Annotated in this window: 12 protein-coding genes; 4 read left to right on the top strand and 8 right to left on the bottom strand. The window is 69.4% G+C overall.

Annotated elements, in window-relative coordinates:
- The first annotated feature begins 88 nt into the window (after positions 1–88).
- Positions 89–733 (top strand): 16S rRNA (guanine(966)-N(2))-methyltransferase RsmD, encoded by a 645-nt coding sequence (gene rsmD, locus DFP85_RS16635; RefSeq protein WP_133637546.1) that lies wholly within the window; start codon positions 89–91, stop codon positions 731–733.
- Between the two features lie 81 nt (positions 734–814).
- Positions 815–1,009: a cell division protein ZapB gene (locus tag DFP85_RS16630; protein WP_106231375.1), complete on the top strand. Its 195-nt coding sequence runs from the start codon at positions 815–817 to the stop codon at positions 1,007–1,009.
- Between the two features lie 7 nt (positions 1,010–1,016).
- Here the strand turns inward: DFP85_RS16630 and rimI are convergent, their stop codons facing one another.
- The 8 genes from rimI to DFP85_RS16590 form a co-directional block, all read right to left on the bottom strand.
- The gene (gene rimI / locus DFP85_RS16625) at positions 1,017–1,478 is read right to left on the bottom strand and encodes a ribosomal protein S18-alanine N-acetyltransferase (protein ID WP_243737330.1); all 462 of its coding nucleotides are present in this window, start codon (positions 1,476–1,478) and stop codon (positions 1,017–1,019) included.
- Complete coding sequence (locus DFP85_RS16620) at positions 1,465–2,277, bottom strand: hypothetical protein (protein WP_133637544.1); 813 nt, start codon at positions 2,275–2,277, stop codon at positions 1,465–1,467. The genes rimI and DFP85_RS16620 overlap by 14 nt, the downstream gene beginning before the upstream one ends.
- Complete coding sequence (locus DFP85_RS16615; RefSeq protein ID WP_133637543.1) at positions 2,274–2,585, bottom strand: BolA family protein; 312 nt, start codon at positions 2,583–2,585, stop codon at positions 2,274–2,276. The genes DFP85_RS16620 and DFP85_RS16615 overlap by 4 nt, the downstream gene beginning before the upstream one ends.
- Before the next feature lie 45 nt (positions 2,586–2,630).
- Complete coding sequence (locus tag DFP85_RS16610) at positions 2,631–4,055, bottom strand: MFS transporter (RefSeq protein WP_133637542.1); 1,425 nt, start codon at positions 4,053–4,055, stop codon at positions 2,631–2,633.
- A gap of 78 nt (positions 4,056–4,133) precedes the next feature.
- Complete coding sequence (locus DFP85_RS16605) at positions 4,134–4,520, bottom strand: hypothetical protein (protein WP_133637541.1); 387 nt, start codon at positions 4,518–4,520, stop codon at positions 4,134–4,136.
- A 75-nt stretch (positions 4,521–4,595) separates the two neighbouring features.
- A complete protein-coding gene (gene lysS, locus DFP85_RS16600) occupies positions 4,596–6,146 on the bottom strand; it encodes a lysine--tRNA ligase (protein ID WP_133637540.1) in 1,551 nt (516 codons plus the stop codon).
- Between the two features lie 98 nt (positions 6,147–6,244).
- A protein-coding gene (prfB, locus tag DFP85_RS16595) for a peptide chain release factor 2 (protein WP_133637539.1) occupies positions 6,245–7,343 on the bottom strand; the annotation gives its coding sequence in 2 pieces (ribosomal slippage) (positions 6,245–7,267 and positions 7,269–7,343; 1,098 coding nt in all).
- A gap of 198 nt (positions 7,344–7,541) precedes the next feature.
- On the bottom strand, positions 7,542–8,891 hold the full coding sequence (locus DFP85_RS16590; protein WP_133637538.1) for an OmpP1/FadL family transporter: 1,350 nt from the start codon (positions 8,889–8,891) through the stop codon (positions 7,542–7,544).
- A 280-nt stretch (positions 8,892–9,171) separates the two neighbouring features.
- Between DFP85_RS16590 and DFP85_RS16585 the strand changes: the two genes are divergently transcribed.
- Positions 9,172–9,615, top strand: a complete 444-nt coding sequence (locus DFP85_RS16585; protein WP_133637537.1) for a MerR family transcriptional regulator — start codon at positions 9,172–9,174, stop codon at positions 9,613–9,615.
- Positions 9,612–12,392 (top strand): heavy metal translocating P-type ATPase, encoded by a 2,781-nt coding sequence (locus tag DFP85_RS16580; RefSeq protein WP_341776984.1) that lies wholly within the window; start codon positions 9,612–9,614, stop codon positions 12,390–12,392. Before DFP85_RS16585 ends, DFP85_RS16580 begins: the two co-directional genes overlap by 4 nt.
- The last annotated feature ends 22 nt before the right edge of the window (positions 12,393–12,414 follow it).

Raw genomic sequence — 12,414 nt, 5'->3', positions numbered from 1 at the left:
GGGATCACGCCTCACGGATGAACGAATCGCCTCATCCTACCATCGCGCACCATGACTGTGGACAAGCCGGCGGTTACAATCCGCCCCCATGACACGACGCCGCCCCTCCTCTCGAAAGCCCCGCCAGCCAGCCAGCGCCAAGGCGAAGGGCCCCGGCCGGCTGCGCCTGATCGGCGGCGACTTCCGGCGCCGCCAGCTGCCGGTACTCGACCGCCCGGGACTGCGCCCCACCCCCGACCGGGTGCGCGAGACGCTGTTCAACTGGCTCGCCACCGCCGTGCCCGGGGCACGGGTCCTGGACCTCTTCGCCGGCACCGGGGCGCTCGGCCTGGAGGCCCTCTCGCGGGGTGCCCGGCAGGCGGTGTTCGTCGAGCGCGACGCTCAAGTGGCACGCCAGCTCGACGACAACCTCAGGGCCCTCAAAGCCACCGAGCGCGCGCAGCTGGTCACCGCCGATGCCCAGGCCTTCCTTGCCGGCGCCCCCACTCCCTTCTCCCTGGTGTTCCTCGACCCGCCCTTCCGCCAGGAGCTCGCCGGGACCTGCTGCCGCGCCCTGGAGGCCGGCTGGCTCGCCGAGGAGGCGGTGATCTACGTGGAAACCGAATCGTCGCTACCCCCCGAGGTGCCGGCCAGCTGGCAACTGCACCGCGAGGTACGTGCCGGCGACAGCACAGGACGGCTCTACCGCCGACATCCGCCAGGCGCGGGGTCGCCCGGCGGCGACGCTTGCTGAGCCCCGGGCGCGGCGTTACGCTGCGCGCTGAAGGAACCCAACGGGCACGCCCCACCAGCAGGATGTCGTCAGGAGAACAGGATGAGTATCGAACTCTTCAACCAGCTCGAACAGAAGGTCACCAGCGCCGTCGAGGCCCTGGAGTTGATGAGGATGGAAGCCGAGGAGCTGCGCGAGGAAAACGCCCGCCTGAAGCAGGAGCGCGAGGAGTGGGAGCGTCGCCTCTCCGCCCTGCTGGGCAAGTTCGACGAGGTGGAAACCACCGCCAGCAGCTGAGGCAACCTCAGGCCAGCGGGCGCGACATCAGCAGCGCATCCTCCCGCTGGCCGGTGGTGCGCGCCGGGTAGTAGCCCCGGCGGCGGCCGTCCTCGCCGAACCCCGCCCCCCGATAGAGCGCCAGGGCCGCCTCGTTGCCCGCCCTGACCTCGAGCAGCAGGCGCTCGCTGCGCCAACCGAGCGCCTGCTCGATCACCGCCGCCAGCAGGCACCCCGCCACCCCCTGGCCACGTGCCTCCCGGGCCACCAGGATCGCCTGAAGCTCCGCATCGAAGGGCAGCCGAACCACCACCGCATGGCCGACCAGACACGCCTCATGCTCGATACCGAACACCCGGGTGTCGGCGTCGGCCAGCGCCGCCTGCAGTTGGTGGGGTGTCCAGGGGTCGGGGCTGGCGGCCTGCTCCAGCGCCGACAGCGCTGCCAGGTCGGCCGGCCCCAGCCGCCGCACCGCCTCAATCGGCCTCACGGCCCGCCTGCCAGGCATCGCGCCAGCCGGCCATCCGCGGCCAGAGGGCGCGCTTGGCCTCGGCACTGCCGGCCAGCTCACCAAGCGCAGGCCCCTGCCAGGCCGGCAGCGCCAGCAGCGGGCAGTGGCCGTCGGCGAGGGACAGGATCTCGCCGAGGCTCTCGTCCTCGCCGAACACCAGCAGCCGTTCCGGTACCCACCCGCGCCGCTGCCGGCCGGCCAGGAAGGCCTGGAGACCCTCCCGGGCCTCCTCCAGCGGCGCCTCTACCGGCAATCCTTCCACCTGGGGCCAGCGGAAGGCCTCGAAGGCCGGCATCTGCTCGGGCACCACGCCGGCGGCCTGCAGCAGGTGGCGCAGCAGGCGCAGCTCCACGCTGCCGGGCGGCGCCTCCCGGGGCAGCAGCACCAGCCAGCGGCCATCCAGGCAGGCCACCTGCAGGGTGAAGCGCAGCGCCTCGCCATGACGCACGGGGGCCAGGCCCGGCGTCTCGGGTGTGGCCTCCGGTTCGTCGCTGGGCACCAGGTCACCGAGCAGCGCCCGGGCCTTGCCGGCCGAGGGCCGGTGACGCGGCTCCGGCTCGGCGGGGGCCGGTCGCGGGGCCGCGACCTGCGCCTCGGCGGCCTCGTCGAGCAGCGCATGCAGCCGCTCCCCCGGGGCACGGCGCTCCTCGGCCACCGGCGAGGCAGTCTCCCACTCGCAGGCCGGGGTGGGCAGGGCATTGGGCAGGCGATATCGGGAGACCCAGGCCGTCAGGCCCATGGCCTCCAGGTACTGCAGGCGCTGCGGCTCCGGGGTCACGACGTGCCGCCGCCCCGGCAGTCGGGGGAGTCGGGGCGGGAGCGGCCGCTGGCCTCCCACTCCTCGGGAGTGAAGAGGTGCAGGGCCAGGGCGTGGACGGGGCCGGCGAGCTCGTCGGCGAGCAGTGCATAGACCTGCTGGTGCCGCTTGACCGGCATCAATCCCTCGAAGCGGGAGGCGACCAGGGTGACCTTGAAGTGGGTCTCGGAATTCGGCGGCACGTTATGCCGATGACTCTCGTTCTCCACCGCCAGGAAGGCGGGCTCGAGGGCCCTGAGCTTGTCTTCGATGGTGGCCTGGATGCTCATGTCGGGGTTCCGATGCTGGATGAGTGATGGGGCCATTGTACGCCTTCAGTCCGGGTCAGACGACGCCCGCAGCGGCTCGGCTCGCCGCGCCTCGCGCTGGGCCCGCCCGGCCAGCGATACCCGCCCCAGGCTCGCCGCGAGCGACAGCACGCAGGCTCCCGCCCCGGCCCAGAGGGTCGCCTGCACCGGCGCCCCGGCGGCCAGGAAGGCGCCCACCAGCGCCACGCCCAGCGACTGGCCCACCGTGCGGGTGGTGCTCATCACGCCGGAGGCCCTGGCACTGCGCTCGCGGGGGACGCTGGCCATCATCTCGCGGTTGTTGGGGGGCTGGAAGAGCCCGAAGCCCAGCCCGCAGAGCGCCGTGCGCCACAGGCTGTCCACCACGCCGGCCCCGGCATCGAGCCCGGCCAGGGCGGCGAGGCCCAGCAGCAGCAGCACCAGGCCACCGCTGGAGAGCAGGCTGGGGTTGACCCGGTCGGCCAGCTGCCCGGCCAGGGGGCCCACCAGCATGATCGCCAGCGGCCAGGGGGTGAACATCCAGGCGGTCTCCAGCGGCGTGAAGCCCATCTCCTGCTGGTAGAGGAAGGAGAGCGCCACGAAGGCCAGGCCCTGGCCGACGAAGGCCAGCCCCGAGGCCGAGACCGCCAGCGTGAAGCGTCGCTCGGTGAACAGCGAGAGCGGCAGCAGCGGGTGGCGGGCCCGGCGCTGGCGTTGCAGGAAGAGCACGGCACTGAGCAGGCTCAGCGCCAGCCAGGCGAGCACCTGCCAGGCCGGCGCCCCGTGGCCGACGCCGTCCAGGCCGAGGAAGAGCCCGGCCAGCATGGCCACCGAACAGAGCGCGCCACGCCAGTCGAAACCGTCGCGCCGCCCCGCCTCCCGGGGCAGCGCCCGCCAGGCCAGCCAGGAGGCGCAGAGCCCCAGCGGTACATGCAGGGCGAACAGCCACGGCCAGCTGGCCACGGAGAGCACCAGCCCCCCGAGGGTCGGTCCGGCGGCGTAGCCACCGGCCACCACCAGGGCGGAGAGCCCCAGGGCGCTGCCGAGCAGCCGCGAGGGGAAGATCGAGCGATAGAGCGACGGGCCGATGGAGAGGGTCGCCGCGGCGCCGAGGCCCTGCAGGGCACGGAACAGCAGCAGGGTCTCCAGGTCCGGCGCCAGGGCACTGCCCAGAGCCGCCAGGGTGAAAAGCGCCACCCCGGCAGCATAGAGACGCCGACGGCTGACCAGCTCGCTGAGGGCGGCAAAGACCAGCAGGAAGGCGGCACAGACGACCTGGAAGAGGTTGGTGACCCACACCACCCGGGACGCGGAGACCCCGAGGTCGGCCGCCATGGAGGGCAGCGCGATATTGACCATGGTGGTGTCCACCACCGCCATCAGGGTCCCGAGGATCAGCGCCAGTACCGCCAGACGGCGCTCGGGGCCCGGCAGGCCGTCGTCGCCGGGGCGTGAATCGAAGAGTCGGCTCATCCTGCTTCCATCACTCGGGGTCCATAACGCGGAAACCGGCCGAAGCCGGTTTCCCATGGGCGCTGTCGGGCAGGAGGGTCAGTCCTGGTCCGTCTCCAGGAGCAGGGCGTCATCCACCTCGGAGATCTCCAGCGCCGCCTCGTCGTCGAGGTCGATGGCCAGATAGCTGTGCTCGACCTGCAGGAAGCGCTGGAAGAGCGCCCAGTCCAGGGCTTCCGGCCACTGGCGCTCGTCCTCTTCCCAGGCGCGCAGCTCGGTCTCCAGGATCTCGAGGTAGCGCTCGCGCACGAAGGCCTCCAGGGCCTCGGGCGCGTCCATCTCCGGGATCAGGTAGACGGTGCTTTCGCGTTCGACGTCGGCCAGGGTCAGGTCGTCCCCCTCCATGGTGGGTTCGAGCGCATTGATCCAGTCCACGAAGTGCCGGGTCGGCCTGACGCTCAGGGCGGAGCGGTTGAGCAGTTTCATCACGGTCTCCTCGACGTCGAAACGACAGCCATTATGGGTGCTCGGGCCGCCCCTTACCAACACTTCCGGCCCCGATCACTCTACCTCGGGGCGCATCGCCGGAAAGAGCAGCACATCGCGGATGGAGGCGCTGTCGGTGAACAGCATCACCAGCCGGTCGATGCCGATGCCTTCGCCGGCGGTGGGCGGCAGGCCGACCTCCAGCGCCCGCACGTAGTCGGCGTCGTAGTACATCGCCTCCAGGTCGCCGGCCTCCTTCTCCGCGGCCTGGGCGCGGAAACGCTCGGCCTGGTCCTCGGCATCGTTGAGCTCCGAGAAGCCGTTGGCGATCTCGCGGCCGCCGACAAAGAACTCGAAGCGCTCGGTGACGAAGGGGTTGGCGTCCTTGCGCCGCGCCAGCGGGCTCACCTCGGTGGGGTACTCGGTGATGAAGGTGGGCTGCTGCAGGCGGTGCTCCACCGTCTTCTCGAAGATCTCGATCTGCACCTTGCCCAGCCCCCAGCCATCCTTGACGTCGATGTCCAGGCGCTCGGCGATCTGGCGCGCGGCGGCCTCGTCGGCCAGGGCCTCGGCATGGATCTCGGGGTTGAACTCGAGGATGGCATCGAACACCGTGATCCGCCGCAGGGGCTGGCCGAAGTCATACTCGAAGGTCTCCAGCACCTCGCCCTCGCCGCTGCGCACGGTATTCACCACCGTGGTGGTGCCCAGCACCTTGCGGGTCACGCTGCGCAGCATCTCCTCGGTGAGGTCCATCAGGTCGTTGTGGTCCGCGTGGGCCTGATAGAACTCGATCATGGTGAACTCGGGGTTGTGGCGGGTGGAGAGCCCCTCGTTGCGGAAGTTGCGGTTGATCTCGAAGACCCGCTCGAAGCCGCCCACCACCAGGCGCTTGAGGTAGAGCTCCGGCGCGATGCGCAGGTACATGTCGATGTCCAGCGCGTTGTGGTGGGTGACGAAGGGGCGTGCCGTGGCGCCGCCGGGAATCGGCTGCAGCATGGGGGTCTCCACCTCCATGAAGCCGCGATCCTCGAAGAAGCGGCGCATGGCGCTGATCACCCCGGCGCGGGTCTCGAACACCTTGCGCGAGTCGGGGTTCATGATCAGGTCGACGTAGCGCTGGCGGTAGCGCGCCTCCATGTCGGTGAGGCCGTGGAACTTGTCGGGCAGCGGGCGCAGGCTCTTGGTGAGCAGCTTGGCCTCCACCATCATCACGTAGAGGTCGCCCTTCCCCGACTTGTGCACCGGCCCCCGGGCCGCCACGATGTCGCCGATGTCCCAGCCCTTGACGTCCTCCAGCACCTCGGCCGGCAGCCCCTTCTTGTCGACGTAGAGCTGGATCGTCCCGGACGGGTCCTGGATGACGATGAAGGGCCCGCGCTTGCGCATGATCCGCCCGGACACGGCGGCACGGCGGTCCAGGGCCTCCAGGTCGGCCTTCTCCCGGTCGCCGAGCTCGTCGGCCAGCTTGGCGGCCAGGCTGTCGCGGCGGAAGTCGTTGGGAAAGGCGCTCTGGCCGCTCTCGGCGGCACGCGCGCGGCGCGCCGCCAGCTTGGCACGACGCTCGGCGATCAGGCGGTTCTCGTCGTTCTGCGGGCTATCCGCTGAGGGGCTCTCGTTGGCCATATCACTACCTGTCATCAAGTTGGGCTGGGGCGGGAAAACGGCGACGGGGGAGGAGCGCCGCCACGGCGGGGCCCATCGCCCCGCCAGGAGCGGCAGGACTAGAGGCCCTGCTTGAGGCTGGCGACGATGAACTGGTCCAGATCGCCGTCCAGCACCTTGTCGCAGCTGCTCGACTGCACGCCGGTGCGCAGGTCCTTGATGCGCTGGTCATCCAGCACATAGGAGCGGATCTGGCTGCCCCAGCCGATATCGGCCTTGGAGTCCTCGGCCTCCTGCTTGGCCGCGTTGCGCTTCTGCATCTCGTGTTCCCACAGCTTCGCCTTGAGCTGCTTCATGGCGAAGTCGCGGTTGGCGTGCTGGCTGCGCTGGCTCTGGCAGGCCACCACGATGCCGGTGGGCTCGTGGGTGATGCGCACCGCCGAGTCGGTGGTGTTGACGTGCTGCCCGCCGGCACCGCTGGAGCGGTAGGTATCGGTGCGCAGGTCCGAGGGGTTGATCTCGACCTCGAAGCTGTCATCCACCTCCGGCGAGAGGAACACCGAGGCGAAGGAGGTATGCCGACGGCCGCCGGAGTCGAAGGGGCTCTTGCGCACCAGGCGATGCACGCCGGTCTCGGTACGCAGCCAGCCGAAGGCGTACTCCCCCTGGATGTGCACGGTGGCCGACTTGATGCCCGCCACCTCGCCGGCGGAGACCTCGATGATCTCGGCCTTGAAGCCGTGGTGCTCGGCCCAGCGCAAGTACATGCGCAGCAGCATGTTGGCCCAGTCCTGGGCCTCGGTGCCGCCGGAGCCGGCCTGGATGTCGAGATAGGCGTTGTTCTCGTCCATCTCGCCGGAGAACATGCGCCGGAACTCGAGCTTCTCGAGGCTGGCCTGCAGCCCCTCGAGCTCCTTCTGGACCTCGGCGACGGTGCCCTCGTCCTCCTCCATCTCGGCGAGTTCGAGCAGGTCGCGGCTGTCGCCGAGCCCCTGGTCGAGCTCGTCGATGGTGGCCACGATGGCCTCCAGCGTCGCCCGCTCCTTGCCGAGCTTCTGGGCATTGTCCGGGTCGCTCCAGACGTCGGGGTCCTCGAGCTCGCGGGTGACTTCCTCTAGCCGATCCTTCTTTTCGGCATAGTCAAAGATACCCCCTCAGGACGTCTGTCCGCTCAGACAGGTCCTTGATCAGGTGGTGAATCGGGTTGGTTTCCAGCATGGGCTCGCTCGCCTGAATCTGCAGTGGAAAGACGGCCGCCGCAGCGCTGGCGCGATGCCAGGACCCCGACGGCACGGAAAAGGCGCCTATTGTAGCGAAACGGCCCCCCCGTCGCATCCATCAGACCGCCGGGACCCGACCCGAGACGACAAGACCCGGCCGAAGCCGGGTCTCGAGGTCAGGCGCGTGTAAAGATGCTCAGAAGCGATAGTCCACCGAGAGGGCGAAGACATCCGCCGAGACCTCGTAGGTCCCCGAGAGGTTGCCCTTGGTCGCGTTCTCGTTCTCGAAGGTCGCCTGCTGGTCGATGTCGCCATCATCGGCGAAGACATGCATGTAGCCGGCAGTGATGCCGAGCTCCGGGCTGGGCATCCAGGTGGCGCCGAGCGTGGCCCACTGGCGATCGGCATCCGGCACCCGCGGGGTGCGGAACTCGGCGCTCGGCACCGGGCTCTCGTCCACGCCCAGGCCGGCACGCAGCAGCCACTGCGGGGTCAGCGCATAGTTGGCGCCCACCGAGAAGGCCCAGGTATCGTCCCAGTTCTCGGTGGTCGAGCTGTCCGTGCCATCCTCGAACTCGACCACCAGCTCGTCGAAGCTGCTCCACTCGGTCCACTCGGCGTTGGCCATCAGCGCCAGGCGATCGGTCAGCTGGTGATAGATACCCAGGTTCAGGTTGGCCGGGGTGGTCAAGTCAGCGGTTCCGCTCTGGTCATCCGGCAGGCCTGCTGCCACCAGAGGGTTATCAGAGCTGTAGTCCACCTCACCTTCCAGGGTCAGATCGATTTCCGAACGATAGCTGATCCCCAGGCGAGTCTGATCGGTGGCCTGAAAGAGTGCACCAAGCGTATAGCCATAGCCCCAATCGTCACCGGTCACCTCGGCAAAGCCATCCGCCTGTCCTGCTCCAGCGGCAGTGCTGGCAGGATTTCCTCCACCCGCAGCAACCCTTAGAGCACCAATTGTCGCAGTGTCTACTGCATTAGAAAGCGTGGCATCTGCATATTGCGCCCGCAGTCCCACCGCCAGGTTGAGGCGCTCGGTGGCCCGGTAGTTGAGGGTCGGCTGGAAGTCGATGGTGGTGAGCTCGGTCTCCACGGCGTGGTAGCGGCCGATCCAGTCCTTGTCGTACTTGGTGGAGAGCCCGTAGGGCGCATAGATGGCCAGGCCCAGGTCGAACTGCTCGTTCAGCTGCGTCTTGGCCGCAAAGCTCGGCACCACAGCACTTTCCCCCCCCTGGCTGGAGGTATCGGAGGTATAGGGCACTCCGAAGACACTGGATGCGCTCTCATCCTGCAACTCGAAATTGGCATCGATATAGGCCACCCCGCCGGCGACCTGATTGCCGTCGATATTGCCGATGGCGGCCGGGTTGTAGGCCATGAAGCTGGCGTCCTCGGCCCCCGCGGCGGCGTTGGAGAGGGCGTTGGCCAGCGTCTTGGCGCTCTGCTCGCGGACCTGGAAGCCGGAGGCGGAGACCTGGCTGGCGATCAGCGCCGTGGAGGCGATGGCCACGGCGAGGGAGAGCTTGTTGAACTTGTTGTGCATGGGCTCGACATCCTTTCGGGTAAGTGATGCTGGGTGCTTGTCATGGAACGTTCTGGCGTACCCGCAGTGTTTGCGAATCCTCCACCCGGGATCAAGCACAAACGGCCGTTTGAAAACGAAAAATGCTAATACTTTGGTCGCACGCACGTTTCATTCCTTGAACTTTCATCGACTTAGGTAATTCATGCTCACCGTGGCCGGCGCGGTTACACTGCCCCTTGACCTATGGGTAACCCAAGGGTTTTACACTTGCGCCATGACATCCCCGAGAGGCCCCACCATGAAGGTCAGCGAACTGGCACGCCTGGCCGGCGTCACCGCCGAGACCGTGCGCCACTACACCCGCGAGGGGCTGCTGCATCCCGAGCGCCATCCCGAGAACGGCTACCAGCTGTTCGGGCAGGGTGACCTGGACCGGCTGCGCTTCATCCAGCGGGCCCGCACCCTGGGCTTCGGCGTGGCCGAGATCCGCGACATCCTGGACCATGCCGACCATGGCGACTCGCCCTGCCCCATGGTGCGCGACCTGCTGGCCAGCCGGCTGCCGCAGATCCGGGAACGGATCCGCGAGCTGCAATCCCTGGCCTCGCGCATGGAGCAGGCCCTGGCCGCCTGGGAGGAGATGCCCGATGGCACCCCCGACGGCCACAGCCTCTGCCGCCTGATCGAGAGCTTTCCCGAACCGCTCACTGCCGGCCACGAGACCGGCGAGGAGACCCGATGAACGCCAGACAGCCCCTGGAACGCCAGGTGCCCGGCATGAACTGCCAGGGCTGCGTGGCCACCATGCGCCGGGCCATCCAGGCCCGGGACGCGCAGGCCGAGGTCACAGGCACCCCCTCCGAGAAACGCCTGGAGGTCACCACCACCCTGGCCGATGAGGCCCTGGACGAGGCGCTGGCCGAGGCCGGCTACCCGGCCGCCGGACAGCGCCGCCACGAGCGCAACGTGCCGGGCATGAGCTGCCAGGGCTGCGTGGGCAGGATGCGCAAGGCGATCCAGGCCGAGGACCCGAAGGCCGAGGTTGTCGGCTTCCCCGACGAGAAGCGCCTGGAGGTGGAGTCGGCCCTGGCGGGCGCCACCCTGGACCGGCTGCTGGAACAGGCCGGCTACCCGGCCACTCGCGCGTCGCAGGCTGGCGAGCCCGCCCCCGCGCAAGAGCCCGAGCGCCCATCCACCGAGGCGGCGCCCGAGCAGGACAAGGCCCCAGAGACGGAAGAGAGCGGCGCGCGCGCCACGACCCGCCGGCTGTCGATCAGCGGCATGACCTGCGCCAGCTGCGTGAAGAGCGTCCAGCAGGCCCTGGAGCGCACGCCCGGCGTGGTCGGCGCGGAGGTCAACTTCGGCACCCATACCGCCCAGGTGCGCGGCAGCGCCGACCCGGATGCCCTGGTCCGTGCCGTGGAGGACGTGGGCTACGGTGCCGAGCCCATCGTCGACATGCGCGAGGCCGAGCAGGCCCGCGCCGAGCGTGACGAGCGGGACTATCGCCGCCGCCAGAAGGGGAGTGCCTGGTCGCTGGCCCTGGCCGTGCCGCTGATGGCCAGCATGTTCGTCTTCCACCCCCACCCCGTGGGGACCGGGCGACTCTACTGGCTGGCGATCGGCCTGCTGACGCTGGCGGTGATGGTGTTCCCGGGCCGCCACTTCTTCGTCAATGCCTGGAAGAACTTCCGCCACCACCAGGCCAACATGGATACCCTGATCGCCATGGGCACCGGCACCGCCTGGCTCTACTCCATGGCGGTGGTGGCCGTCGGGCCCTGGCTGCCCGAGGTGGCCCGGGGCATCTACTTCGAGGCCTCGGCGATGATCATCGGCCTGGTGCTCCTGGGCAATGCCCTGGAGCTGCGCGCGCGGGGCCGGACCAGCGATGCCCTCAAGCGGCTGCTCGACCTGCAGAGCCGCACCGCGCGGGTGATCCGCGACGGTGAGGAGCGCGAGGTCGAGATCGACGAGGTGCGCGAGGGCGACCGCATCCGCGTGCGCCCCGGCGAGCGCCTGCCGGTGGACGGCGAGGTGACCGAGGGACAGAGCCATATCGACGAGTCCATGCTGACCGGCGAACCCCTGCCGGTGGCCAAGGGCGAGGGCGACGAGGTCAGCGCGGGGACCGTCAACGGCAAGGGATCGCTGATCTATCTTGCAACGCGCGTCGGTGCTGACACCCGCCTGGGCCAGATCACCGAGCAGGTGGCCAGCGCCCAGAACTCCCGCCCGCCCATCGGCCAGCTGGCCGACAAGGTGTCGAGCGTCTTCGTGCCCTCGGTGATGATCATCGCCGTGATCACCGCCCTGGCCTGGTTCAACTTCGGTGCCGAGCCAAGGGTGATCCATATGCTGGTCACCGCCACCACGGTGCTGATCATCGCCTGCCCGTGCGCCCTGGGCCTGGCCACGCCGATCTCCACGATGATCGGTGTGGGCAAGGCGGCCGAGCATGGCGTGCTGGTGAGAAGCGGCGATGCCCTGCAGACTGCCAGCAAGCTCACCACCCTGGTGGTGGACAAGACCGGCACCCTGACCGAGGGCAAGCCGGAGGTGACGGAATCGGAGGTGCTCGAGGGCGACGAGCGGGACATGCTGGGCCTGGTGGCGGCCCTGGAGCGCGGCTCCGAGCACCCCCTCGCGGCCGCCCTGATGACCCACGCGGAAGAGCGGCAGGCCGAGCCCGGCGAGATCCGGGACTTCGACACCGTCACCGGCGGCGGGGTCAAGGCGACCTCCGCCGACGGCAGGGCGCTGCTGCTGGGCAACGCTCGCCTGCTTCAGGAGGCCGGCATCGACCTGTCCAGAGGCCGTGACATTGCCGGCCAGCTGGAGGAGAAGGCGCGCACCGTGGTCTACCTGGCGGTGGATGGCCGGCTGGCCGCGCTCTTCGGCATCAGTGACCCCTTGCGTCATGACACCATCGCCGCAGTGAAGCGCCTGCAGGCCGACGGCCTCAAGGTGGTGATGCTCACCGGCGACAACGCGCATACCGCCGCCGCCATCGCCCGGGAGGTCGGCATCGACGATTTCCGGGCGGGACTCCTGCCCGAGGACAAGCACGCCGAGATCGAGCGCCTTCAGTCCGAGGGCGAGATCGTGGGCATGGTGGGCGACGGCATCAACGACGCCCCGGCCCTGGCCCGGGCCGATGTGGGCTTCGCCATCGGCCAGGGCACCGACGTGGCCATCGAGAGCGCCGGCATCACCCTGGTGCGTGGTTCGCTGCACGGCGTGGCCGCCGCCATCGAGATCAGCCGGGCCACCCTGCGCAACATCAAGCAGAACCTGGTGGGTGCCTTCGGCTACAACACCCTCGGTATTCCCATCGCCGCCGGGGTGCTCTACCCCGTCACCGGCACCCTGCTCTCGCCGATGATCGCCGGGGCCGCCATGTCGCTCTCCTCGATCACCGTGGTCAGCAATGCCAACCGGCTGCGCCTGTTCCGCCCCTCCGGCGAGGCCGCGGGCGGCGACAACGACAGCCACCAGAATCAGGAGGACGCACGATGAGCTGGATCGTCAATCTCGCCGG

It is taken from the genome of Halomonas ventosae (assembly GCF_004363555.1).
Taxonomy (GTDB): domain Bacteria; phylum Pseudomonadota; class Gammaproteobacteria; order Pseudomonadales; family Halomonadaceae; genus Halomonas; species Halomonas ventosae.
The sequence above is the reverse complement of the archived record's forward strand: the minus strand, read 5'-3'. Positions and strand labels throughout refer to the sequence as shown.

What these genes read in the sequence shown, in the direction of transcription:
- lysS (WP_133637540.1), bottom strand. Translation starts at nt 6,146, where the DNA reads ATGGCCAACGAGAGCCCCTCAGCGGATAGCCCGCAGAACGACGAGAAC.
- DFP85_RS16585 (WP_133637537.1), top strand. Translation starts at nt 9,172, where the DNA reads ATGAAGGTCAGCGAACTGGCACGCCTGGCCGGCGTCACCGCCGAGACC.
- DFP85_RS16615 (WP_133637543.1), bottom strand. Translation starts at nt 2,585, where the DNA reads ATGAGCATCCAGGCCACCATCGAAGACAAGCTCAGGGCCCTCGAGCCC.
- DFP85_RS16580 (WP_341776984.1), top strand. Translation starts at nt 9,612, where the DNA reads ATGAACGCCAGACAGCCCCTGGAACGCCAGGTGCCCGGCATGAACTGC.
- DFP85_RS16605 (WP_133637541.1), bottom strand. Translation starts at nt 4,520, where the DNA reads ATGAAACTGCTCAACCGCTCCGCCCTGAGCGTCAGGCCGACCCGGCAC.
- DFP85_RS16610 (WP_133637542.1), bottom strand. Translation starts at nt 4,055, where the DNA reads ATGAGCCGACTCTTCGATTCACGCCCCGGCGACGACGGCCTGCCGGGC.
- rsmD (WP_133637546.1), top strand. Translation starts at nt 89, where the DNA reads ATGACACGACGCCGCCCCTCCTCTCGAAAGCCCCGCCAGCCAGCCAGC.
- DFP85_RS16630 (WP_106231375.1), top strand. Translation starts at nt 815, where the DNA reads ATGAGTATCGAACTCTTCAACCAGCTCGAACAGAAGGTCACCAGCGCC.
- DFP85_RS16590 (WP_133637538.1), bottom strand. Translation starts at nt 8,891, where the DNA reads ATGCACAACAAGTTCAACAAGCTCTCCCTCGCCGTGGCCATCGCCTCC.